The following is a 21,617-nucleotide window of genomic DNA, read 5'->3' on the forward strand; positions in this document are numbered from 1 at the left end:
CAGATCACCAACTGGAATCGGTGACTCCGCGGTCCGTGGCCCCGGCGTGGTCGTAGGTCTCCACATTGCTGAATTCCATGGCGGTACTGCCGTCTTCCGGACCGGCGGCACGCACCTGCCGCTCGGCCGCACCCGGCGGGGCCGTGGACACCTTCGGCGGTTGCGGGACCTGACGTGTGAAGTCGGGCATGCCCTCGATCAGGTCGGACAGCTTGGGCAACCGCGCTCGCGAATCGTGCAGCGGCGCCATCAACTGCTGACCCCGGCGGGCGACGTCGACGGCTGCCGCCTGCGCCGCCTCGGTGATCGCCTTGGCGATCTCGGCGTAGCTCAGGTCCTCGATACCGGGACCGAATTTGGTCTCGATGACCGTGCCGTCCGCGTTCACGAACACTGTCACCCGCTTGCCGCGCACCGAAGCGCTGCCGACCAGTCGAGCACGTTCCTGCTGCACCCTGGCGGCGGTGCGCATCTGCTCCTGGACTTCCTCCAACAGCGCGGCCATCTCCGCCTTGGCCAGTTCGTTCGTCATCGTCCGCGCCGTCTCGGATTACCGGAAGCCATCGCCGTTGCGGCGATCCTGGCGAGCCAGGTAATCGGCGGTGTCGGTCTGGTTGGTGGAGAGATTGCCGAGGGTGCTGGCCGTGTTCGCCGAGTTGGTGGTCAGGTTCTCTCGCGAGGCCCGGTAGCCATCGTTGCCGTTGGGCCCGTTGTAGAAGTTGTCGCCGATTTTGTCGTTGCCCCACGGCGCGCCGCGACCGGCCAGCGAGGTCTGCAGGGTGGACATCACGGAGTTGATGCGATCGCGGACATGTCCGGTCTTCCGTGCCGCCTGCCGCAGCAGGTCGGGGTCGAGTTCGATCCGCTCCTCCGCCATGGCGTCGCTCCTCCTGGGCTCACGCGGGGCGGGCCCGCCCCTTCGGTTCGACTCGGACGCCTCTGACGATGACAGCCGAGAGCAACTCGCCCGTGGCTCGGAAATGAACGGAGAGTGCCACGCCAGTTACATGCGACAGCGATGGACACCTATCGACGTGCACGATGAATTGCGGTATTTCCGTGCGGGTTTGGTGATGCCAACCGTTCACATCTCCACCATCAGGGTGACCGGGCCATCGTTCACCAGATCGATGTGCATATGCGCACCGAATCGCCCGGTGGCCACGGTAGCGCCCAGTTCGCGCAGTGCCCGCTCGAACGCTTCCACGAGGGGTTCGGCGACAGCGCCGGGCGCGGCCGCCGACCAGGACGGGCGCCTGCCCTTGGCGGTGTCCGCGTACAGCGTGAACTGACTGACCACCAGAATCGGGGCCCGCAGGTCCGCGGCCGACCGCTCGCGGTCGAGGATGCGCAACCGCCACACCTTGTCGGCCAACGCCTTCGCGGTCGCCTCGGTGTCGGAGTGCGTCACGCCGACCAGGGCGACCAGGCCGTGCGGTACACCGTCGGACACCGGATCGATGCGGCCGACGACTTGGTCGTCGACGGTCACCCGCGCCGAACTCACACGCTGCAAAATGGCTCGCACAAGACTCGATCATGCCGCCTCACCCAGCCTGGCCGAGCACATGGGTGGGCCCGCACCGCCCAGCCTGATCGGCCTGGCCGGATACAGATGCGCGCAGGCGGCAACCATGACAAACTCGGTGCGCAGAAGGATGCGTGCGCGGGTGCCGCGCGGTGGCGGAGGATCATGCTGGAAACGAGGAGCGCGATGGATCTGGACGCGTTGGAGCGCCAGATCGCGGCGGATCGGTATGCGGCACTCGACCGTTCGGTCGAGTCCGAGCTGCGTCTGGCCACCTCTCTCGGCGAACTCGCCAAGGGTCTGATCGCCACGAAGACCAACGGCTCGGTGCGGGACCGGACCAGGGAGGCGCTGGCGCCCGCCGAGGAAGCGGTGGCGATCCGGCTGCGCCTGCTGTCCCGGGGCCAGGTGCTGACCGCCCGCTTGGCCGGCGAACTGAACGATGCGCTGCGCTCCTTCGAGCAGGCGGCGCGGCACAGTGGTCGCCGGGAACTCGCGACCACGACGATCCGCCGCGCCTGCGACGTCTATCGCCAGGTGGCGCAGGCACATCCGGACGTCGCGGGTCCATGCGCGGACGGATTGTCCAAATGCGGCGTGTGGCTGGGCAGGCTGGACCAGGACGCCGCGGTGGCGGCGACCGAGGAAGCCGCTCGCATTCGGGCCGGCTTGGCCGCGGCGAACCCCGAGCTGTCCGGCAAGTATCTGGCCAGCCTGAGCACCCTGCTGCGCACGCTCATGATCGGTCGCTCGCGCAAGCAGGCCATCGCCATGTATCGGGAACGGTACGCCGCGCTCACCTCGACCACCATGTCGATCCGATTGCGCGCGTGCGGCGTCCAGGATCTGGATCTCACACCCAAGTCGCACCGGGCGCTGCTCGAGCTGGGCTGCCGCACCCTGGAGCAGGCCGGACGGCTGACCCAGCAGCAGATCATGTTCAAGTCCTCCGGTGACCTGTCCACCGTCGAAGAAATCAACTGGAAGCTGGCGCTGGTCGGCCTGCGGCCGCTCGCACCGGGCGCGGAGCCGGATCAGCCGTCGACGCCGGTGCACATCGGCGCCACCTTCGGCGCGATGAGCGTGTACTGCCCGGAACGCGATGCCATCTCCCAGGTGCGCGCCGCGATCATCGCGGCATACGCCATCGATGACGCCTACCCCCTCGACCGCGAGAGCTACCTCGGTACGCACGAGTCGAAGTGGAAGATCCGCGAGCCCGAGCAGAACACGTCGACCACCCTCGGCGACGACATCGTGCTGATCGATCAGCCCTACGGCGGCTGGGTGACCGTCTTGAGCCTGAACTGGGAACTCACCCCGGTGGCGAAACATCCGCTGGCCCTGCGTCTCTCCCAGGACTGGCCGGTGGCGGCGATCACGGTCACCGAGAACGTGGCCTACGAGCTGTGCTGGTACGAACACGGCGCGGCCACCCAATACGCCGCGCTCGGCCGTCCGGCCGGACAGGCTCCGCTCGACAAACCGCTCGCGCCACTGGACTTCGAGACGCTGGCCCTGTACAACCCCGACCGGGCGACCGAGACCAAGCTGCGCGCGGCGTTCGGCAACACGAAGGTGTTCGCCAACCTCACATATCTGCCCGACAGCGGCCTGCGCCAGATCAGTGTCAACACGCCGCTGTCCGAGCACGGCGACCGTGTGCTGTTCTTCCGCACCACGCCCTGATCGCCCCTCAGGCGGACGCCGAGTCGGCTGATTTCCCGCAATACGGGGCACCGGCCCGGGCCGTCGGTGAACAAAATTCCGGAGGTCCGAACTCCGGTTCCACCCAGGTCATCTGACCAGATGTTAGGTAAGCCGCCGTGACGATGGCACTTCGCGCTGAACCGCAATATTTACCGAAACTACCGGTAACTGATATGCGTCCGAAATTCTTGCGAACTAATTGAACGGAATGTTTATCCCCTTCCATGGAGTGCTCTACTGAGACAGCGCCCAATGGTGTTACGGATCACAGCACTGATGCCACATCACCGACCGGGCAGCTCAGAAATTGTCACACGAAGTTACCCGAGGGCCCCATGGACCAAACGGCGTTGGCGGATACCCCGACCGCCCGATGCGCCTACTATCGACGCACTTGCGACCTGCCCGCCGGAGTCCATCCGGAGATCGGCCGAATCATCGTCCGCGCCGGATTGGTCGGCGCGATCACGATGCCCGCCGCGCTCGGACAAAAGGTCCGCGATGATCTCACCGCCCACCGAACCGGGCTGGGTCCGATCATCTCTCACGTACGGTCCGAACGGTGGACCTTCCTGACCCGTCCGGATCTGCCCGACGACGTCCGGTTGTTCGCCGAGATGTTCCGTCTCAACGTCTCGATCGTGCCCAGCGGCGGCGAGATCGCGTTGCCATCGCCCGCCGATGTCAAGGGCCGCTATCGGAACTGGATCGTGGCCCCACGCAACGGTTTCCGCCCCTACGGCTCATCCATCGTCGACACCGTCCGGTCCTGCGCGAAAGCAGGGAAGCGATGAACACCGGGGCCCTGCCCGCAAAACATCAGGTGCTGCAAGCCTGCCGCGGTGAACTCCAAGAAGGCAACCCGATGCTGCGCTGCGCACACGAGCTCACCGCGCTGCACGAGCGCAGACTCAGCGCGGGATGCGAGTCGATGGACGAGATCGATGCGCTGCGCGCGAGCCTGGTTCGCGATATCGATCGCTGGATCACCGTTCAGCTGCCACCCGCGCACGGCGCGGCGCATGTGCACACCGAGACCATGGGTGCCGTGATCGACCGCATGGCCAAGTTCACCGCGCACGCCTATGCGGCGCTGGCCAGCGCCTCGGAATGGGATCTGTGGGACGCCTGGCAGCGCTTGGCCGAACTGGCCGTCGGCTACGACGACTTGGCCGCCGAGGTCAGCGCGGGCGTCCGCAGATTGCCCGGCGCCTCGTAGAGTTCCGCTGCGACGTTCCATCCCACGAGTGGGACGCCCTGGGGAGTTGGACTGGTCGCGACGCGGGCACCGCACCCTGCGCCAGCAGGGCGAACTCGGCGCCCACACCGCGGCCGGTTCATCGGCGAACCGCGCCATGCCGCGCCAACCGGGTGCCGTCGAGTCGCGCCGCGCCGCGCCAACCGGGTGCCGTTGAGCCGCGTCGAGTCGGCGGGATTCCGCGCGTCTCCATATCCCCGCACCCAGATTCGGATCGGCAGCGCCCACATCGGCTCAGCACCCGGCCGCGATCGGAGTGATCGCGGCGCTGCACCACTGCGCCCTCGACTCGCTACCTAGGCATACGAAATATGCACCCCACGGCGGTTTCCGTCACCGCAGGCGAATCGGCGCGCATGGTACCCGGAATCGAACTGCGTGGTGCGCCAATCGAATTCGAGTACCGATCTACTCAGGTGCCCGGTACCGGACCCGCCATACGCTGACGGCATCGTTCAGGACAGTCGGCACGAAGGAGGGCGAACACACCGCACCGGCACAGCCGCGGGCATATCGCTTCGGTTGGACGCACAGGACGCGGGCGCAAGGAACGACGTCACCGATCCAGCGCAAGCTGGGTATCGTCCGGTGATCCGCGGTCGGCGCGTGGCGCCGACACGGGACACGCGGCGAGATCGACCAGGATGCCTGGCGTCGGTGCGGCTCGGATCCTCGCCGCGCAGTGTCACCGAATCGAACGTCCGACAGGCGACCGCCGGGTACTACTCCGGACGCAGGGTCAAGATCCGCGGGCCGTCATCGGTGACGGCGACAGTGTGCTCCCAATGTGCCGCACGACTGCCGTCGGTGGTCACCACGGTCCAGTCGTCATCGAGCACCTTGGTCTGGGTGGTGCCGAGCGTAAGCATCGGCTCGATCGCGAGAACCGACCCCACCACCAGCTTCGGGCCCTTGCCCGGCTCACCTTCGTTGGCGAGGAAAGGATCGAGGTGCATCTCCCGCCCGATGGCGTGCCCACCGTAGCCGTCGACGATGCCGTAGGCCCGTCCGTGTTGCTTCTCCGCCGCGCGGGTGCCCAGTTCGATGGCGTGCGAGACGTCGGTCAGCCGGTTACCGGGCAGCATTGCCTCGATACCGGCCTCCATCGACAACCTGGTGGCCTCGCTGAGCAACCGATCGGCCTCGATGATCGTGCCGACACCGAAGGTCCAAGCCGAGTCACCGTGCCAGCCGTCGAGGATCGCCCCGCAGTCGATGGAGACCAGGTCACCCTCGGCGAGGATCTCCTCGCCGGTCGGGATTCCGTGCACCACACGATCGTTGACCGAGGCGCAGATGGACGCGGGGAAACCGTGGTAGCCCTTGAACGACGGCACCGCGCCCGCGTCACGGATCACCTGCTCGGCGACCTCGTCCAGCTCCAGAGTGGACACCCCGGGCTTGGCGGCCGCCCGCACGGCGACCAGGGCGCGACCGACGATCGCGCCGGCCGCCGCCATGGCATCCAGTTCACCGGCTGTCCGGAACGGCACGACCTTCTTCTTGCGGTGGAAGACCATGCGGCCTCAGCGCTCCATCGTGAGCGGCATCAGTGGCCGAGCGCACGCAGTGCGCGGGCGTTGACGTCGTCGACATCGCCGACGCCGTCCACCGAGACGACCAGGCCGTCGTAGTGCTCGAGCAGGGGCTCGGTCTCCTCGCGGTACACCCGGAGCCGGTTGCGGATCACGTCCTCGTTGTCGTCGGCGCGACCGCGGGAGAGCATCCGCCCGACCACCGTGTCCTCCGGCACCACGAAGCACAGCACCGCGTCGAGCTTGGTGTCCATGTCCTTGAGGATCTTCTCCAGCGCGTCGGCCTGGTCCACCGTGCGCGGGTAGCCGTCGAGCACGAAACCGTTCGCGGCGTCGGGCTCGTTGACCCGGGCTTCGACCATCCGGTTGGTCACGTCGCTGGGCACCAAGTCGCCGGCATCCATGTACTTCTGCGCCTCGCGACCCAGTGGGGTCTGCTGGCTGATATTCGCACGGAACAGGTCCCCGGTGGAGATGTGCGGAACGCCCAGCTTCTCCGACAGCAGGACAGCCTGGGTGCCTTTGCCGGCGCCCGGCGGACCGAGCAGTACAACTCTCACTTGAGGAACCCTTCGTAATTTCGATTCATCAGCTGGCTCTCGATCTGCTTCACGGTGTCCAAACCAACGCTCACCATGATCAGCACCGCGGTACCGCCGAACGGAAGGTTCTGCACGCCACCGGCGGAGCCGATGTCGAGGAACACGTTCGGCAGCACAGCGACCAGACCGAGATAGATCGAGCCGGGGAGGGTGATACGGCTCAGGACGAAGTTGAGATAGTCGGCAGTCGGCTTGCCGGGGCGATAGCCCGGGATGAAGCCACCGAACTTCTTCATCTCGTCGGCGCGCTCCTCCGGGTTGAAGGTGATCGCGACGTAGAAGTAGGTGAAGAAGACGATCAGACCGAAGTAGATCCCGATGTAGACCGGGTTGCTCGGATTCACCAGGTACTTCTGGATGATGTCCTGCCACCAGCTCGGATCCGGATTGTTCTGCGACGAGGTCAGCTGCGCCACCAAGTTGGGCAGATACAGCAGCGACGACGCGAAGATGACCGGGATGACGCCCGCCTGGTTCACCTTCAACGGCAGGTAGGTCGAGGAGCCGCCGTACATCTTCCGGCCGACCACGCGCTTGGCGTACTGGACCGGGATCCTGCGCTGCCCCTGCTCGACGAAGATCACGGCGGTGACGATCGCCAGCGCGGCGACACACACCAGGCCGAACACCAAGCCGCCCCGGCTGTCCAGGATGGCCTTGCCCTCGGTCGGGATGCGCGCGGCGATACCGGCGAAGATCAGCAGCGACATGCCGTTGCCGATGCCGCGCTCGGTGATCTGCTCGCCGAACCACATCACCAGCGCCGCGCCCGCCGTCATCACGAGCACGATGATGATCATGCCGAAGATGCTGGTGTCGGCCAGAATGTCCTGTTGACAGCCCTGCAGCAGCTGACCGCGGGCCGCCAGCGCGACCAGACCCGTTGCCTGCAGGATCGCCAGCGCGATCGACAGGTATCGGGTGTACTGCGTCATCTTGGACTGGCCGGCTTGGCCTTCCTTGCGCAGTTCCTCGAACCGCGGGATGACGACGGTGAGCAGCTGGATGATGATGCTCGCGGTGATGTAGGGCATGATGCCGATCGCGAAGACCGACAGCTGCAGCAGCGCACCACCGGAGAACAGGTTGATCAGCTGGTAGATACCGGCGGATTCACCACCGGAGACCAGGTCGATGCACTCCTGGACCGCCTGATAGTCGACGCCGGGGGATGGCAACGCGGCACCTACGCGGTACAACGCGACCAACCCCAGCGTGAAGAGAATCTTCCGCCGCAAGTCCGGAGTCCGGAAGGCCGATACGAAGGCGGAAAGCACTGATCCTCCTGGCGCGAACGACATGGTCATGACATGGCTATTCAGCGATTATCCGGTCCCTGCTAGGCACAGGAGGGACACCGAAAGCCATGACGAGGCTTGGCAGACAACAATTGAACTCTAACAGTGGCACCGGACGAGCCTTCACTCGTCCGGTGCCACTACTTGCAGAGTACCGTCAGCCCAGCTCGGTGACGGTGCCACCGGCGGCGGTGATCTTCTCCTTCGCCGAGCCGGTGACCTTGTCCACGGTCACCTGGACCGCGACGCCGATCTCGCCGTCGCCGAGGACTTTGACCAGCTGGTTCTTCCGAACCGCGCCGGCGGCCACGAGCTCGGCCTTGCCGACCTCGCCGCCCTCGGGGAACAGCTTCGCGATGGCGCCGACATTCACGACCTGGTATTCCGTGCGGAACGGGTTCGTGAAGCCCTTGAGCTTGGGCAGCCGCATGTGCAGCGGCATCTGCCCACCCTCGAAGGCGGCAGGCACGTTCTTGCGCGCCTTGGTGCCCTTGGTACCACGGCCCGCGGTCTTGCCCTTGGAGCCCTCACCGCGACCCACCCGGGTCTTCTCGGTCTTGGCGCCGGGAGCCGGACGCAGGTGATGCAACTTGATGGTCATGTCAGACCTCCTCAACGGTCACGAGGTGGCGCACGACGTTGATCAGCCCGCGGTTCTGGGCGTTGTCCTCGCGGATCACGGTCTTGCGAATGCCGCGCAGACCGAGCGTCCGCAGACTGTCCCGCTGATTCTTCTTGGCGCCGATCGAACTCTTGATCTGGGTCACCTTGAGTTCTGCCATTACTTGACACCTCCGGCAGCCTGAGCGCGCGCACGCAGCATGCCGGCCGGAGCGACGTCCTCGAGCGGCAGGCCACGGCGAGCCGCGACCTCTTCCGGACGCTGCAGCAGCTTGAGGGCAGTAACAGTCGCGTGCACGACGTTGATGGCGTTGTCGCTACCGAGCGACTTCGCCAGAATGTCGTGGATACCGGCACACTCCAGCACGGCACGAGCCGCGCCACCGGCGATCACACCGGTACCCGGCGAGGCCGGGCGCAGCATGACCACACCGGCCGCCGCCTCACCCTGAACCGGGTGCGTGATGGTGGAGCCGATCATCGGGACGCGGAAGAAGTTCTTGCGAGCCTCTTCGACACCCTTCTGGATGGCCGCGGGAACTTCCTTGGCCTTGCCGTAGCCGACGCCGACCAGACCGTTGCCGTCACCGACGATCACGAGGGCGGTGAAGCTGAAGCGCCGACCACCCTTCACGACCTTGGAGACGCGGTTGATCGCGACGACCCGCTCGAGCTGATTCTTCTCGGCGCCGCTGTCGCGACGGTCGCCGCCGCCACCACGACGGTCGCCGCCACCGCGACGGTCGCCGCGGCCGCCCTCGGGGGCACTGCCATTCTGTCCGGCGGGTCCGCTTCCGCCGTCACGCCTCTGACGTCCCGGCATCAGACGTTCCTTCCGTTCTTGTTATCGATCATCAGAATTTCAACCCACCTTCGCGAGCGGCGTCGGCCAGCGCGGCGATGCGGCCGTGGTAGTCGTGGCCACCACGGTCGAACACGACGGCCTCGACACCGGCGGCCTTGGCACGCTCGGCCAGCAGCTGGCCGACCTTCTTGCTCCTGGCCGACTTGTCGCCGTCGAGCGCACGCACGTCGGCCTCGATGGTCGAGGCGGCGGCGATGGTCTTGCCGACCGAGTCGTCGACCAGCTGCGCGTGCAGGTGCCGCGCGGAGCGGTTGACCACCAGACGCGGGCGCTCGGTGGTGCCGGCGACCTTCTTGCGCAGGCGGAAGTGACGGCGCGTCTTCGACAGACGGCGCTGGGTCGACACGTCCTTGCCCACGGGGATGCGCTTGGCCTTCTGGATTTCGGTTTGCGCCATGATCACTTACCCGTCTTTCCGACCTTGCGGCGAACGACCTCGCCGGCGTAGCGGATGCCCTTGCCCTTGTACGGGTCGGGCTTGCGCAGGCCGTGGATGACCGCCGAAATCTGGCCGACCTTCTGCTTGTCGATTCCGGACACGGAGAACTTGGTGGGCGATTCCACCGCGAAGGTGATGCCCTCGGGCGCCTCGATCGGCACCGGGTGGCTGTAGCCGAGGGCGAACTCGAGGTTCTGGCCCTTGAGCGCGACGCGGTAACCGACGCCGAAGATTTCCATCTTCTTCTCGTAGCCCTGGGTCACACCGACGATCATGTTCGACACGAGGGTGCGGGTCAGGCCGTGCAGCGCGCGGCTGCGGCGCTCGTCGTCCGGACGGCCGACCTGGAGCTGGCCGTCCTCTTTGGCGACGGTGATCGGCTCGGCGATGGTCAGCGACAGGGTGCCCTTGGGCCCCTTCACCGACACGTCCTGGCCGTCGATGGCGACATCGACACCGGTTGGGATGGCGATGGGCTTCTTACCAATACGCGACATTTGTCCTGACCTCCCTTACCAGACGTAAGCGAGGACTTCGCCGCCCACGCCCTGCTTGGCCGCCTGCTTATCGGTCAGCAGGCCGGAGGACGTGGAGATGATCGCCACGCCGAGGCCGCCGAGCACCTTGGGCAGGTTGGTGGATTTCGCGTACACGCGCAGACCGGGCTTGGAGACACGGCGCACGCCGGCGAGGCTGCGCTCACGGCTCGGGCCGTACTTGAGGTCGACGATGAGCGTCTTGCCCACCTGTGCGTCCTCGGTCCGGTAATCGGCGATGTAGCCCTCGCGCTTGAGGATCTCGGCGATGTTCGCCTTGAGCTTCGAGTGCGGAGCCTTCACCTGATCGTGGTACGCCGAGTTGGCGTTGCGCAGACGTGTCAGAAAGTCTGCGATCGGATCCGTCATGGTCATGGTTCGACCTAGACACCTTTCTCGCCGCGGTTCCCATACAGCGCCGCCATGCACATCGGCATCTGCAGCGGTGGGCCTACGACAATTCGGATGGTCCGGCCGACACTTGCCGACCGGAGAAGGTATGTATCGCCCGAGCGCACGCATGCGGACATGAAGATGCCCAGGCAACCGCTCTAGTGTAGGCAAGGGCGTCACCAGGACAAAATCGGGGTCCGGAGATGCCCGGCTTCTTGCGCATCTCATGACCAGCAGAAACAGGCTGTGATCGGCATAACATGGCACCATGTCGAGCCCAAGCACCGAACGACCCGACCTCCCTGAGGCCATGACTTGGGAGGAACTCGAGCACCTGCCGGAGGAGATCGCCGAGCAGATCGAGTTGTGGAACGGGCGGGTTGTTCAGCTATCGCGGGGGCCTGCTGCGCACCAGGGTTTGATATTCGCGTTGACCAATGCATTGCAGCGATGCGCGGATGAGCAGCTACAAAGCACCTGGCGCGTCGACACTGACACCAAAGTGTTCTTCGGCGAGACCGGAATGTCCGACTTTGCCAGTCCCGACTTCGTGGCCTACCGACCCGTGGATGCCACCTGCCAAGAGAGCCGCGCCAAGGACGTCTTGCTGGTCGGCGAGATCCTTCCTCCGCCGCACACCCAGCCGGACCGGTACTCCAGGCAAGCGCGCTACGCCAAAGCAGGCATCCCCTGGTACTGGGAAGTGACGCTGAAGCGCCGTAACAGCACCATCGCACTGGTCCGCGCTTACGCACTCGAGACCAGCCCCGGCAAGCTCCCACCCGGCGTCCGCCCGCTGTACCCGTCGAACTATCTATTGGTCGGCAAGTGGTCGCCGAAAGATTCCGACGCCATCGCCATCGACTTCCCGTTCCCCATCCACATCCCTTGGTCGAATCTCAAGTTCTGACGGGCTCGGGGACGCCGCTACTGGTCCGAGGGAATCGCCGCACGACCGGAGGCGAGCCATCTCCAACACGACTCGGGCCGCGCCACCGTCGCAGAACGACAACCACACGATCCGGGTCCTCGGTCCCCGCCGCATCGTGCTCGCCTTCGACCCAGGAGTCGACGAACCCGACAGGGAGGTTGGGCCAGACCCAGGTTCTGCCCCTACCCGGGACTGGTCTTGTCGAACTGCCCCACTCAATTAGCTGTAGGCATGCTGTCATGGCTTGTCGAGCGCTAAGAATCCGGCGTCGCGCAGGCCATTGGCGATCACTATGCGAAAGAAGGGTTGGTCCCGGGCACGCGGCCATTGCGCGGGATCACCACCGTCAGCGGCGCTCCTCCCACCACGGCCGGGTCGTCAATGGCCACACTATGAACTGAGCGAGCCGTATGTTCGGCTGATGCCGTCAACAACAGAAAGAGTTGCGCGCCATCCCATTTCAGTGGTAGCCAGACTGGAGTTCAGCGCGCCGTGGCGCCATTCACCGTCGCGAGGCGGTGCGAATTGCGGATTAATGCTGGCTCCGGCAGCGGCGTTGACCGCTTCGAGCAGCTCCAGCACCGACGTCCCCTTCCCTGAACCGATGTTGAACACCGCCTCGGTGCCGCTGTAGTCCGCAGCACCGATGAAAGCGTCGATGATATCGGAGATGTAGACATAGTCGCGGGTCTGCTTACCATCGCCGAAGATCGTTGGGGCCTCACCGCGGGCGATGCGCCCGCAGAAGATCGCGACGACTCCCGCTTCGCCGTGTGGATCCTGGCGGGGTCCGTACACATTGCCCAGTCGCAGCGCGATATGGCGGCCGCCATACAGCCGGTTGTGAAGGGTCAGGTACTGCTCGGCGCAGTATTTCGAAATCCCATACGGCGCCTGGGTTTGCGGCAGTACAGACTCCGGTGTCGGCATCTGCACGCCGTCGCCGTACATGGCTCCTCCAGTGGAGGCCAAGATCACCCGCGCGCCGACGGTCGTGGCCGCCGAGACGACGTTGAGGGTGCCCAACACGTTCGCGCGGGCGTCGTGGTAGGGGTCGGCGACTGAGTGCCGCACGCTGATCTGGGCGGCGAGGTGATATATCACCTCCGGCCGAGTGTCGGTGATGATCTCGGTGACCGCGGCGGTGTCGGCGACATCGGTGACGTGCAGCGCAATGGTGTCAGGAACACGGCTGCGGTCACCGCTGGAGAGGTCATCGATGACGGTGACGGTGTGCCCATCCTCCAGGCACCGGTCGAGGAGGTGGGACCCGATGAACCCGGCGGCGCCGGTGATGAGTACGCGCATGGCAGCAGACCTTATCCAGTGACGTTCGGGATGCGGATAGCGGATCAGTTGAGGTCGCGGGCGCATCGAAAACCGAGATCAGGGGCCGAGTACTCGGGGCTTACCGCGATGCGTTCACTAGTGCGGGTCTGCCAGCGAAACGACTTCCAGCCGCCGCCGCGCACGACGAAGTGCCCATGATCGGCGACAGCTCGGTAGTTGGGATCGTAGATTCGGTGCCGGTCGTAGAGCAGGTATGGCGTGGCGGTCCATTCCGCGACATTGCCTGCCATGTCCAGCACCCCGAATGGGGAACGGCCATTGGTGAGTACGCCGACCTCGCTGGTGGCGGGGGCGGGCCCGTGAGACTCGTAGTGGGGTTGCCACCACGCTTTCCACGTCGCCAGATCGCGGATCTCAATGCCAGCCCAGTATTCGGCAGTGACGGCACGAGCCCGGTCCCAGGTGTTGCCCCACGGCCACGCCATCCAGTCCGGGCCGTGAGCGCTGTGCTCCCATTCGGCCTCGCTCGGCAACCGTTTGCCTGCCCAGATCGCGTAGGTGGTGGCATCGGTGTGATCGACGTGCACGACAGGATGGTTGGGCCGGTCGCGTGGAGCGTCGAGGCGAGGGTGTGGGTGCCTCCAGCAGATGCCCGACACGGTAGTCCAGTAGTCGCGGCCGTAGACCAGGCCGTAGCCGCGACGCTCGGCAGCGGTTACGTGCCCGGTCGCTTCGACGAATGCCGCGAACATGGCGTTGGTGACTGGGGTCCGGTCGATGGCGAAAGCGTCGAGCCGCACCATGTGCTGTGGGGTCTCGTCCTCGAACCAGGACCGCGGGTAGTGCTGGCAAGCCGCGATAGTATCGAGGTGGGATTCCGGTGATCCGACAGCCGCGGTGGCCTCCGAGATCACGATCATATGTTGCAACGGGGTCAGCCTCCCATCAGCGCCGGGATGATCTGGAGTTCGTGGTCGCCGTCGGAAATCGCAGTGCTCGGGTCGAGGATGTGTATATGGTTGAGGCACACGATCGTCCACGGCGCGAGAGCCCCCTCTTCGGTGAAAACGCGCTCGGCGAACATCGGGTGGCTCTCGATCAGCCACCTGAGTGCCTGCTCAACAGTGCTGGCGTTGCAGGACAACTGGGACAGGTCAGCCCTGGCGAGTGTGGACCAGCTGGCGGGCAACACGAATCGGACGGTCACGGCTGCAACACCGCCCGCATCCACTGGACCGTAATGGTGAGCCCGTCGGCCAGACACGTGTGGGGCTGCCAACCGAGCAGCGTGTGGGCACGGGTGATGTCCGGTCGCCGCACCGCCACCACCTCGTCACGGCCGGGTGCGATCTGCACCGACCCCGATCCGGCCCGGTCGATCACCAGCTGCGCGAGGTCAGCAATGGTGATCTCATCGGTCGAGCCGAGATTGATCGGCCCGGCCTCCTCACTGTCGAGCATGGCGATCAGCCCAGCTATAAAGTCGCCAACCCATACCAGCGATCGGGTTTGCGTGCCGCCGCCCTCCAACCGCAGTGTTTCCCCGCGCAGCGCCGCCGAGCAAAAAGCGGCGATGACACGACCGTCGTCAGGCCACATGTTCGGCCCGTACACGTTGAACGGACGCACGATTCCTACGTTCGCTCCGATCCGCTGGTAGGCCGCGGCGGCCGCCTCAGCGACCCGCTTGCCTTCGGTATAGGCGCTGTGTGCGCCGACCGGATCACAATTGCCGCGGTAGTCCTCGGCCTGCGGATGTACCAGCGGATCGCCGTAGACCTCGGAGGAGGACGCGACCACACAGCGCGCCCCGACGTGATGGGCTAGTTCGAGTACGTTCAGCGTGCCCACCGTGGCGGCGCGAATGGTATCGATCGGCATCGCGGCGTTGGCCTTCGGTGAGGCCGGGCACGCCAGGTGCACGATGTCGGTGATGTCGGTGATGCCAGCAAAAGTGTCGGGGTCGCAGATATCGCCGAGCTGCAGCCTGAACTGCGACTCATCGAGGATCGGGTCGATATTGGCTTCGTGCCCGGTGCAGAAGTTGTCGATGGCGGTGACACGGTCGCCGCGATCGAGCAGGGCCCGGCACAGGTGCGAGCCGATGAATCCGCCGCCCCCGGTGACGGCAACATGCCTGGTGATGGTCAACTTTCCCTCCTAGGAGAAGTGAAATCTATTTGGGGTCAAAGACGTTCGATGTTGTCTGCGCGGGTGGGCATGAGCCCGCAGGCGTCAAAGACGTAGCGGGCGGACGCGATCGCGTCCAGGTCCAGCCCGTCGTGGGCGACCAGCACGACCACCGCATCCGCGGTGCCCGCTAGCTCCCGGGTCACCTGCGGACGAACCATCGGCACGTCGCGGGCGACTGGATCGACCGCGACGACTCGCGCCCCCTTCCCGGTCAGTTCGCTAATCACCTTTAGCGCGCTCGACTCCCGCAGATCTGGCACACCGGCCTTGTAGGTGATCCCGACAACCACGATGTGCGCCGCCTCGATCGGCGCCCCGCCGCGCCGGAGCAAACCTTTCGCGATGCGTTGCGCAACGTAGACGGGCTGGGTGTCGTTGATCCGCAGCGCGGTCTCCATCAGCGCCGCGGCACGACCAGAGACATCGCGAACCCGCCATGCCAAATAACGGGTATCGACCGGCAGGCAATGCCCGCCCGCACCGGGGCTGGGCGTGAACCGGGTGAATCCGAAGGGCTTGGTCGCCGCCAAATCGAGCGCATCCCACACGCTGGCGCCCATCGCGCCCGCATAACGCGCGAGTTCATTCACCAGTGACACATTCACCAGCCGAAACGCGTTCTCGAGCAGCTTGGACAGCTCGGCCGTACGGACGTTCGGAGCGAGCACGACCTTATGCACAAGCCCGCACCAGAACTCGGCGATCACCTCCGTCGCCGCCGCATCGACTCCGGCGACTATCTTCGGGACAGCCCGCAGCCCCGCGAGCCCCACGCCGGGGTTGATCCGCTCTGGGGAGTAACCGAGGAAGAAGTCGTGGCCCACCCGAAGTCCGTGCGATTCGAGGATCGGCGCCACGATCTCCTCGGTCGTGCCCGGATAGGTCGATGACTCCAGCACGACCGCGCATCCCGGACGCACATGCGGCGCAATCATCGCGGCCGCTGCCTGCACCAGACTCAGATCCGGGTGAGCGTCGCGCAGCGGCGTCGGCACGGTGATCAACGCGATGTCGAAGCCGCCCAATGCATCCGAGGCGTGTGTCGGATGCAATCGGTTCGATGCGAGCGCGGCGCGCACTTCGCTAGCGGCGATGTCACTGATGTAGGAGTCGCCCGCGGCGAGGCGGTCGATCCGATCGGGGTCGGTGTCGAATGCGATCACCTCGTGACCAGCCGCGACCGCCAGCAACGCGACCGGGAGCCCCACGTAGCCGCAGCCGAGCACGGCCACCCGCACAGTCCTGGCCACCGTCATCCCCTCCACCGCAGGCACTGGAAGGCTTCGGCGTAGGCGAACCCGCTGTGCGCGCCCCGCACAGCGGCCAGCCCGCGTAGGGCAGGTTCCGAGCGAGTATGGGGATGGTCGCGCCACTGGCTGGCGTACAGGCTCAATCCGGCGATCTTGCGGTCAAGATCCCCTGCAGACAGCTCGACGAAGATGCTGCGAGCGGCGGCAGGCACGGTGGCACCTGACCAGAAGTCGGCGACTTCCTCATAGGCCAACACCAGCGCCGGCTGATGCCGGAAGGTCTCCGGGCCTGGTCGCAGTGCGGTCAACGCTGCGCGTGCGACCGCATGATGGTCCTGGTTGTAGCTGGTGACTTCCGGGATCAGCACCACGTCCGGCCGCAGGACCGGCAGCGCCACCGGGTGCGGTGGGCGACCCTCCAGCAGGCTGACCAGCTCAGCGCGGGGGGAGGTGTCCAATCGCAGGGTCGCCTCTTCACCTATCCGCGCCACATGCCAGCTGTCGAGCGACAAGAATCGGGCGACCTGCTGGATCTCGCTGAGGCGCTGCCGGGTCGACGAGCCACCCGCCGCCGAGTACTCGGTGAGCCCGTCGACACTCAGGTACAGCACATGCACCTGGCCACCCGCGCGCTTGATCCGCGAGATCAACCCCCCGCAGCCAATCACTTCGTCGTCGGCGTGCGGCGCGATCACCAGCGCACGCACACCACCCCAGTCGGTCACCACCGTTGCTCACCGTCCTCGCGGCAGGGGTGTCGCAGCGGCATCGAAACTCCTCAGATCGGTGAACTGGATTGGGCCCGAATCTGTTTCGGGGTCGTGTTCACCTTCGACTGCTGCCGCCGACGTCGCTATGGCATGTCACGCATACCGTATGCATCCGATACATATCCCCAGCCCCGCACGTCGTGCGCCGATAAGCTCAGCAGGTACACCGACGAACGCCAGGCAGGTCCTCCATGGCCAGCTCGACCAGGAACCAGATCGCACGCCTAGTGCCGCCCGGATTCTGGGATGCGCCCGCGATCCATGCAGCGCTCGCTTCCCGCCACATGGGCAGAGTGATCGCGGCCTACCGCAACCATCCCGCACACGGTCGGCCCCTCTCTCAAACCGAGGTCGCGTCTTGGGTTGGCCTGACCCAAGGACAGTTGAGCCGGATCGAGAACGGGCCCCCACTCGCCGACCTGGGCAAGCTAGTCCAGTGGGCCAAGGTACTCACGATCCCTGCGAACCTGCTTTGGTTCCAACTTCCCGGCCAGTCCACCCCGACCGCGCCCGCCGCGCCCGCGCCAAGCAACGGACCATTTCGGCTCGTGCACGTCCCGGCCACAACCGACGGCGACAACGACCTCGCAGCGATGCATACGTTCCGCTCCGCCGACCGCACGCTCGGTGGCGGCCACCTCTACGCTGCTGTGCTGAACTACCTCCACACAGACATCGGCCCCCGGATGTTCGGCGGCGGCCCCGACAATGACGACACACGAGGTCTGTTCATCTCCGCGGCCGGCCTCACCGAAATGGCGGGCTGGATGGCCCACGACGCCGGGTTCGACCAGCAGGCCGATCGACACTTCCGGCGCGCCCTCGACCTTGCCGTCATTGGGCGTGACCACCAGCTCCACGTCCATGTCCTCGCCAGCCGCACTCACCTGGCCTTGGGCCGCCGCGACCCGACACAGGCGCGTCGCCACGCCACTGACGCGGAGACGGTGCTCGCGCGAGCAGGTCGCCCGCCCGCGTTGGTCGCCCGGGTAGCCGCTCTGCAGGCCCGCACCCATGCCGCGCTCGGCCATCACCGCGAGGCACTCCTTATGCTCGACCGGGCCACCACCGGTCTGTCCGCACATGACACACCGGTGTCCTCGCCATGGGTGAGCCACTTCGATGACGCATCCCTGGCCAGCGACGCCGCACGCTGCCTGCGAACCCTTGGTAATCCCAGGGAAGCCACACGCCACCTCCACCGCATTATCGAGCTGCGACTCGAGGGCACCCGAGCGCACGCATTCGCGAAACTGTCGCTTACCTCGATCCTCATCCAGCAAGGACACCCCGACGAGGCATGCGCCATGGCCACCGACGCGGTCAACGCCATCGCTACCGTCAACTCGCACGTAATCACCAGCCAACTGCATCAGCTCGGTGCCCAACTCGAGCCCTATCGCAGCAGTGCTGCGGTGAGAGAATTCGCTGACAAGCTCAGCCATGTGATCGGCGAGAGGACCTCCATGCACCGATCAGCGACAATCCGATGAGCCACGCCGAACCGCCGCTGTACCAGCGCGATCCCGAGGCGTGGAAACAGCATCTCGCCGAAGGAAACGCACGCCAAGCACGCAAGCGAGTCGGTGCTGACGCCCTGTTGACCGATTCCGACGGCCGTATCCTGCTGGTCAACCCCAGCTACAAACCCAACTGGGACATTCCGGGTGGGATGGCGGAAGCCAACGAGCCGCCAGACACCACTGTCCGACGCGAACTCGAAGAAGAACTGGGACTCACCTTGAGCGCCGCGCATCTACCGTTGCTGTGCGTCGACTGGGTCTCCCCGCACGGCCCGTGGGACGACAGCCTGATGATGATCTTCGATGGCGGGGTACTCACCGCGACGCAGTTATCAAACCTGCGGCTCGTCGACGGCGAGCTGGACGAGTTCGGATTCGTCGATCTCCAGCACGCCCAGCAGGTGCTGCGACCATACGTCTGGCGGCGACTGGACGCAGCAGTACGCGCACGAACGACAGGCGCCACAGCGTACTTGCGCGACGGGCGTCCTGACTGATCAAGACGGTCGGCGGACACGGCGACGAACTCAACGCTCGACGAATACCGTCAACAGCGCGTTGACGTCATACGCCGAGATTCCACAGGCAGAGAGCATCATCAATGGAGCGCTCAGCGCGCCAAGAATACGTCTCTGATTTGAATCGGATACACCTCCACAGTCAATTCCCCAGTCAGATCGTCTCCTCTAGTAGAGATACTGATAATACCGCTGCTATCAACGGAGATACGATTCACCTGTTCACGAAAGATATCAGCGAGGACCGCTGAATCCTGAATCCATCGAACACGAGCAGACCGCGCAATAACATCGTAGGACAGTTCCAATTTGTTGCGATCGTCAGGTTCTATGTTCACCACAAACGAGGCAGTCGATCCCGGAATTGCAATACGCTCAGCGCCAAAAGTATTCAGAAAGTCCGATTCTTCTGGTTCGATGAACTCATACTCTACCATCTTCACGCTCCTCTACCTTTAGGGATTACGGTCGTCATGCGCAACCCTTCCGGCGTAACTTGCCAAGTCGTTTCAAACTTCAGGATACCGTTCGGGCCAACGAATAGCGATTCCCTCACCTGAAATTCACCGTACTCATTGGTGAAAGTGCGGGCAATATTACTATCGGTACTGACAACCTCGTCGAAATGTCGGCTGAGCAGATCCCTTCCAGCCGGGTTGTCAAACACGCCTACACGATTCAGCTGATCCAGATTCTGCACCGACCTTGGCGTATTGTGGGGATCCGCTGCTGCTCTACCGAAGAGATAGTCGAACTTCTTCTCGTCAACGATAGCCTTCGACTGCGGTTTGGGCGCGCTATTCACATCGCCGCGACGTTTGCCGCCCAACCGTTCGAATAGATCTTTGACCACCTTTCTGGCCTTGACAACGGCATCCTTCGCCTCTTGTTTGAGACCTGCGATCTGGAGCGCCTTGCGGGCTCGCCAGGCGATGATGCCGTCTTTGATCTTTCCAGCCCACCGCCGCACCGTATCCAAAGCTTTGACAGCGGTGACCGCACCTGCGCCGAAGCTGATCAGTGACAGGCCGATGGTGATGGCTGCGTCGATGGCGAGGTCTTGGGCGAGAGACGTCAGGAAGCCTTTGATCTCGTCGCGGAGTTCGGTCAGCGCGTCCTTGTATGCGATGCAGGACTGGCTGATCTGGGTGCAGGCGGTCAGCAGTTGATCGATGGAATTCGCGAGGGATTTGAGATCGTCTCGGATGTAGCCCGCGTCGTCGGCGGTCACACTGTCGAACAACCCCGCCGCGATCGTGATCTTGTCCCGGGCGTTCGTGTTCTGGTAGATCGTGCCGAGCCGGTCCCAGGCGTCGGCCGCCTTGGCCAGTTTTCCGGTGTCGCCATCGGGGACGGGTATGCCTATGTGGCTGACGATATTGATGCCGCTGTCGATGAGTCCTTGCCCGGGGCCGCCCGCCGAGGCTGGGACCGAGAATGGTCCGAAGACCGGCATTCCCGGATCTGTTGGCCGATCCGGTTGTGGCGCGCCCTTCAGTGAAGCGTCGGCCTGGGCGTGCGTGAAGCCGATGTCGTTGAGGGCGCTGCCGTATGCGTACAACGTGGAGTGGACATCCTCGAAGAATCCCACCGCCTCGTAGGCGGACGTGTTGTACGAGCGCGCCCATTCTTGACCGTTCTCGTCCACGCCTGCCATCGATCCGCATCCGGACAGTTCCGCGAAGATGTAGAGAAAGCTGTCACGCAGCGCCGACGCGGCGTCGAAACAGTTGGTGGCCGCTTGGTAATAGGCCTTCGGATCGACGGCCAGGGTCATATGCCGAGGATCCGTAGGCTCTCGGCCACAGCGCCGGTGTAGCCCTCATGAGCCAGTCGCACAGCCTCTTCCAAGGCCGTGAGTCCTTCCCTGATGTCGGTGGCACCGACCAGCCATTCGTCGTGCGCTTCGCGGTAGGCCACCATCACCGCCCCGGAGGAGGCCGCGTCGACTTCCTTGGCTTTCTGGTCGATCGCTGCGAGCTGATCGGCAAGCAAGCCTGCGAAACCCCGGATTCGGGCAGCCAAGTTGTCGAGTTTGTCGAGATCGACCGAGAAAGCTTGCGCGTCTGCCATCAGGTGCCTGTCCTCGGTCAGGGCAGGTCCAACGAGCTCACGCCGGTGGCGAAAGCTTGGTCGGTCCCGCGAACGGTGTCGGCGGTGATCCCCAGCTTCTCCGCCAACTCGAACAGCGCATCCCACACCTGCACCGCTCCCTGGTGGAACTCCTCCCAGCCAGCCGTAAAGGCGCCGGAGTTGTTTCCGGTCCAGCTCCCCAGCATGTCCCGAACATCGGTCTCCAGCGCCGAGTAGCCGTCACGGCACTGGGTGGCGACATCGAATGCCAAGCGCCCCAATGC

28 protein-coding genes are annotated in these 21,617 nt (G+C 65.1%); 6 read left to right on the forward strand and 22 right to left on the reverse strand.

What is annotated here, in order from left to right; all coding sequences use genetic code 11:
- Positions 1-4: 4 nt before the first annotated feature.
- The 3 genes from OHA40_RS11390 to dtd form a co-directional block, all read right to left on the reverse strand.
- Positions 5-532: a YbaB/EbfC family nucleoid-associated protein gene (locus tag OHA40_RS11390; RefSeq protein WP_330233023.1), complete on the reverse strand. Its 528-nt coding sequence runs from the start codon at positions 530-532 to the stop codon at positions 5-7.
- Between the two features lie 18 nt (positions 533-550).
- Positions 551-877, reverse strand: a complete 327-nt coding sequence (locus OHA40_RS11395) for a WXG100 family type VII secretion target (RefSeq protein ID WP_330233024.1) — start codon at positions 875-877, stop codon at positions 551-553.
- Between the two features lie 207 nt (positions 878-1,084).
- The gene (dtd, locus tag OHA40_RS11400; RefSeq protein WP_330233025.1) at positions 1,085-1,528 is read right to left on the reverse strand and encodes a D-aminoacyl-tRNA deacylase; all 444 of its coding nucleotides are present in this window, start codon (positions 1,526-1,528) and stop codon (positions 1,085-1,087) included.
- Positions 1,529-1,693: 165 nt separating this feature from the next.
- On the opposite strand from dtd, the gene OHA40_RS11405 reads away from it, so the two are divergent.
- From OHA40_RS11405 to OHA40_RS11415, 3 genes are all read left to right on the forward strand, one after another.
- Positions 1,694-3,217, forward strand: a complete 1,524-nt coding sequence (locus tag OHA40_RS11405; protein ID WP_330233026.1) for a hypothetical protein — start codon at positions 1,694-1,696, stop codon at positions 3,215-3,217.
- Between the two features lie 356 nt (positions 3,218-3,573).
- Positions 3,574-4,032 carry a DNA-directed RNA polymerase subunit beta gene (locus OHA40_RS11410; RefSeq protein ID WP_330233027.1) on the forward strand — a complete coding sequence of 153 codons (459 nt, stop codon included), beginning with the start codon at positions 3,574-3,576 and terminating at the stop codon, positions 4,030-4,032.
- Positions 4,029-4,457, forward strand: a complete 429-nt coding sequence (locus OHA40_RS11415; protein WP_330233028.1) for a DUF4254 domain-containing protein — start codon at positions 4,029-4,031, stop codon at positions 4,455-4,457. Before OHA40_RS11410 ends, OHA40_RS11415 begins: the two co-directional genes overlap by 4 nt.
- A 761-nt stretch (positions 4,458-5,218) precedes the next feature.
- On the opposite strand, the gene map is transcribed toward OHA40_RS11415, so the two are convergent.
- The 9 genes from map to rpsH all read right to left on the reverse strand — a co-directional run bounded on the left by map (position 5,219) and on the right by rpsH (position 10,767).
- Positions 5,219-6,016 carry a type I methionyl aminopeptidase gene (gene map, locus OHA40_RS11420; protein WP_330233029.1) on the reverse strand — a complete coding sequence of 266 codons (798 nt, stop codon included), beginning with the start codon at positions 6,014-6,016 and terminating at the stop codon, positions 5,219-5,221.
- A gap of 29 nt (positions 6,017-6,045) precedes the next feature.
- Positions 6,046-6,591: an adenylate kinase gene (locus OHA40_RS11425; RefSeq protein WP_330233030.1), complete on the reverse strand. Its 546-nt coding sequence runs from the start codon at positions 6,589-6,591 to the stop codon at positions 6,046-6,048.
- A complete protein-coding gene (gene secY, locus OHA40_RS11430) occupies positions 6,588-7,910 on the reverse strand; it encodes a preprotein translocase subunit SecY (protein WP_330233031.1) in 1,323 nt (440 codons plus the stop codon). Before secY ends, OHA40_RS11425 begins: the two co-directional genes overlap by 4 nt.
- A gap of 178 nt (positions 7,911-8,088) precedes the next feature.
- A complete protein-coding gene (gene rplO / locus OHA40_RS11435) occupies positions 8,089-8,532 on the reverse strand; it encodes a 50S ribosomal protein L15 (RefSeq protein ID WP_043719886.1) in 444 nt (147 codons plus the stop codon).
- A gap of 1 nt (position 8,533) precedes the next feature.
- On the reverse strand, positions 8,534-8,713 hold the full coding sequence (rpmD, locus tag OHA40_RS11440) for a 50S ribosomal protein L30 (RefSeq protein WP_330233032.1): 180 nt from the start codon (positions 8,711-8,713) through the stop codon (positions 8,534-8,536).
- Positions 8,713-9,375, reverse strand: a complete 663-nt coding sequence (rpsE, locus tag OHA40_RS11445; protein ID WP_330233033.1) for a 30S ribosomal protein S5 — start codon at positions 9,373-9,375, stop codon at positions 8,713-8,715. Before rpsE ends, rpmD begins: the two co-directional genes overlap by 1 nt.
- 31 nt (positions 9,376-9,406) lie before the next feature.
- Positions 9,407-9,814 carry a 50S ribosomal protein L18 gene (gene rplR / locus OHA40_RS11450; RefSeq protein ID WP_330233034.1) on the reverse strand — a complete coding sequence of 136 codons (408 nt, stop codon included), beginning with the start codon at positions 9,812-9,814 and terminating at the stop codon, positions 9,407-9,409.
- A 2-nt stretch (positions 9,815-9,816) separates the two neighbouring features.
- Complete coding sequence (gene rplF, locus OHA40_RS11455) at positions 9,817-10,353, reverse strand: 50S ribosomal protein L6 (protein WP_330233035.1); 537 nt, start codon at positions 10,351-10,353, stop codon at positions 9,817-9,819.
- A 15-nt stretch (positions 10,354-10,368) separates the two neighbouring features.
- The gene (gene rpsH, locus OHA40_RS11460) at positions 10,369-10,767 is read right to left on the reverse strand and encodes a 30S ribosomal protein S8 (RefSeq protein WP_039795549.1); all 399 of its coding nucleotides are present in this window, start codon (positions 10,765-10,767) and stop codon (positions 10,369-10,371) included.
- Positions 10,768-11,053: 286 nt separating this feature from the next.
- On the opposite strand from rpsH, the gene OHA40_RS11465 reads away from it, so the two are divergent.
- Positions 11,054-11,695 (forward strand): Uma2 family endonuclease, encoded by a 642-nt coding sequence (locus OHA40_RS11465; protein WP_330233036.1) that lies wholly within the window; start codon positions 11,054-11,056, stop codon positions 11,693-11,695.
- A 411-nt stretch (positions 11,696-12,106) separates the two neighbouring features.
- Here OHA40_RS11465 and OHA40_RS11470 read toward each other — a convergent pair whose 3' ends face one another.
- The 6 genes from OHA40_RS11470 to OHA40_RS11495 are packed head-to-tail and all read right to left on the reverse strand — an operon-like array spanning position 12,107 to position 17,177.
- Entirely contained in the window at positions 12,107-13,024 is a 918-nt protein-coding gene (locus OHA40_RS11470) for an NAD-dependent epimerase/dehydratase family protein (RefSeq protein ID WP_330233037.1), read from the reverse strand.
- A gap of 44 nt (positions 13,025-13,068) precedes the next feature.
- The gene (locus OHA40_RS11475) at positions 13,069-13,920 is read right to left on the reverse strand and encodes a formylglycine-generating enzyme family protein (protein WP_330233038.1); all 852 of its coding nucleotides are present in this window, start codon (positions 13,918-13,920) and stop codon (positions 13,069-13,071) included.
- A 20-nt stretch (positions 13,921-13,940) separates the two neighbouring features.
- Entirely contained in the window at positions 13,941-14,213 is a 273-nt protein-coding gene (locus OHA40_RS11480; protein ID WP_330233039.1) for a MoaD/ThiS family protein, read from the reverse strand.
- Positions 14,210-15,157: an NAD-dependent epimerase/dehydratase family protein gene (locus OHA40_RS11485; RefSeq protein ID WP_330233040.1), complete on the reverse strand. Its 948-nt coding sequence runs from the start codon at positions 15,155-15,157 to the stop codon at positions 14,210-14,212. The genes OHA40_RS11480 and OHA40_RS11485 overlap by 4 nt, the downstream gene beginning before the upstream one ends.
- Before the next feature lie 35 nt (positions 15,158-15,192).
- Positions 15,193-16,455 (reverse strand): nucleotide sugar dehydrogenase, encoded by a 1,263-nt coding sequence (locus OHA40_RS11490; RefSeq protein WP_330233041.1) that lies wholly within the window; start codon positions 16,453-16,455, stop codon positions 15,193-15,195.
- Positions 16,452-17,177, reverse strand: a complete 726-nt coding sequence (locus tag OHA40_RS11495) for a PIG-L deacetylase family protein (protein ID WP_330233042.1) — start codon at positions 17,175-17,177, stop codon at positions 16,452-16,454. The genes OHA40_RS11490 and OHA40_RS11495 overlap by 4 nt, the downstream gene beginning before the upstream one ends.
- A 233-nt stretch (positions 17,178-17,410) precedes the next feature.
- Here OHA40_RS11495 and OHA40_RS11500 point away from each other — a divergent pair, with 233 nt between their 5' ends.
- Positions 17,411-18,712: a helix-turn-helix domain-containing protein gene (locus OHA40_RS11500; RefSeq protein WP_330233043.1), complete on the forward strand. Its 1,302-nt coding sequence runs from the start codon at positions 17,411-17,413 to the stop codon at positions 18,710-18,712.
- Positions 18,709-19,239, forward strand: a complete 531-nt coding sequence (locus OHA40_RS11505; protein ID WP_330233044.1) for an NUDIX hydrolase — start codon at positions 18,709-18,711, stop codon at positions 19,237-19,239. Before OHA40_RS11500 ends, OHA40_RS11505 begins: the two co-directional genes overlap by 4 nt.
- A 113-nt stretch (positions 19,240-19,352) precedes the next feature.
- Here OHA40_RS11505 and OHA40_RS11510 read toward each other — a convergent pair whose 3' ends face one another.
- The 4 genes from OHA40_RS11510 to OHA40_RS11525 are packed head-to-tail and all read right to left on the reverse strand — an operon-like array spanning position 19,353 to position 21,605.
- Positions 19,353-19,703, reverse strand: a complete 351-nt coding sequence (locus OHA40_RS11510; protein WP_330233045.1) for a hypothetical protein — start codon at positions 19,701-19,703, stop codon at positions 19,353-19,355.
- Positions 19,700-21,037, reverse strand: coding sequence for a WXG100-like domain-containing protein (locus OHA40_RS11515; RefSeq protein ID WP_330233046.1), 1,338 nt, complete (start codon positions 21,035-21,037; stop codon positions 19,700-19,702). The genes OHA40_RS11510 and OHA40_RS11515 overlap by 4 nt, the downstream gene beginning before the upstream one ends.
- The gene (locus tag OHA40_RS11520; RefSeq protein WP_330233047.1) at positions 21,034-21,333 is read right to left on the reverse strand and encodes a WXG100 family type VII secretion target; all 300 of its coding nucleotides are present in this window, start codon (positions 21,331-21,333) and stop codon (positions 21,034-21,036) included. Before OHA40_RS11520 ends, OHA40_RS11515 begins: the two co-directional genes overlap by 4 nt.
- A gap of 17 nt (positions 21,334-21,350) precedes the next feature.
- Positions 21,351-21,605: a WXG100 family type VII secretion target gene (locus tag OHA40_RS11525; protein WP_330233048.1), complete on the reverse strand. Its 255-nt coding sequence runs from the start codon at positions 21,603-21,605 to the stop codon at positions 21,351-21,353.
- Positions 21,606-21,617 lie beyond the last annotated feature (12 nt).

This window comes from Nocardia sp. NBC_00508 (assembly GCF_036346875.1).
Classification (GTDB): Bacteria; Actinomycetota; Actinomycetes; order Mycobacteriales; family Mycobacteriaceae; genus Nocardia.

Excerpts from the sequence above, each read along its gene's own strand:
- OHA40_RS11390 (WP_330233023.1), bottom strand. The coding sequence starts at position 532 with ATGACGAACGAACTGGCCAAGGCGGAGATGGCCGCGCTGTTGGAGGAA.
- OHA40_RS11395 (WP_330233024.1), bottom strand. The coding sequence starts at position 877 with ATGGCGGAGGAGCGGATCGAACTCGACCCCGACCTGCTGCGGCAGGCG.
- OHA40_RS11405 (WP_330233026.1), top strand. The coding sequence starts at position 1,694 with ATGCTGGAAACGAGGAGCGCGATGGATCTGGACGCGTTGGAGCGCCAG.
- OHA40_RS11410 (WP_330233027.1), top strand. The coding sequence starts at position 3,574 with ATGGACCAAACGGCGTTGGCGGATACCCCGACCGCCCGATGCGCCTAC.
- OHA40_RS11415 (WP_330233028.1), top strand. The coding sequence starts at position 4,029 with ATGAACACCGGGGCCCTGCCCGCAAAACATCAGGTGCTGCAAGCCTGC.
- map (WP_330233029.1), bottom strand. The coding sequence starts at position 6,016 with ATGGTCTTCCACCGCAAGAAGAAGGTCGTGCCGTTCCGGACAGCCGGT.
- rplO (WP_043719886.1), bottom strand. The coding sequence starts at position 8,532 with ATGACCATCAAGTTGCATCACCTGCGTCCGGCTCCCGGCGCCAAGACC.
- rpmD (WP_330233032.1), bottom strand. The coding sequence starts at position 8,713 with ATGGCAGAACTCAAGGTGACCCAGATCAAGAGTTCGATCGGCGCCAAG.
- rpsE (WP_330233033.1), bottom strand. The coding sequence starts at position 9,375 with ATGCCGGGACGTCAGAGGCGTGACGGCGGAAGCGGACCCGCCGGACAG.
- rplR (WP_330233034.1), bottom strand. The coding sequence starts at position 9,814 with ATGGCGCAAACCGAAATCCAGAAGGCCAAGCGCATCCCCGTGGGCAAG.
- rplF (WP_330233035.1), bottom strand. The coding sequence starts at position 10,353 with ATGTCGCGTATTGGTAAGAAGCCCATCGCCATCCCAACCGGTGTCGAT.
- rpsH (WP_039795549.1), bottom strand. The coding sequence starts at position 10,767 with ATGACCATGACGGATCCGATCGCAGACTTTCTGACACGTCTGCGCAAC.
- OHA40_RS11465 (WP_330233036.1), top strand. The coding sequence starts at position 11,054 with ATGTCGAGCCCAAGCACCGAACGACCCGACCTCCCTGAGGCCATGACT.
- OHA40_RS11470 (WP_330233037.1), bottom strand. The coding sequence starts at position 13,024 with ATGCGCGTACTCATCACCGGCGCCGCCGGGTTCATCGGGTCCCACCTC.
- OHA40_RS11490 (WP_330233041.1), bottom strand. The coding sequence starts at position 16,455 with ATGACGGTGGCCAGGACTGTGCGGGTGGCCGTGCTCGGCTGCGGCTAC.
- OHA40_RS11500 (WP_330233043.1), top strand. The coding sequence starts at position 17,411 with ATGGCCAGCTCGACCAGGAACCAGATCGCACGCCTAGTGCCGCCCGGA.
- OHA40_RS11505 (WP_330233044.1), top strand. The coding sequence starts at position 18,709 with ATGAGCCACGCCGAACCGCCGCTGTACCAGCGCGATCCCGAGGCGTGG.
- OHA40_RS11515 (WP_330233046.1), bottom strand. The coding sequence starts at position 21,037 with ATGACCCTGGCCGTCGATCCGAAGGCCTATTACCAAGCGGCCACCAAC.
- OHA40_RS11520 (WP_330233047.1), bottom strand. The coding sequence starts at position 21,333 with ATGGCAGACGCGCAAGCTTTCTCGGTCGATCTCGACAAACTCGACAAC.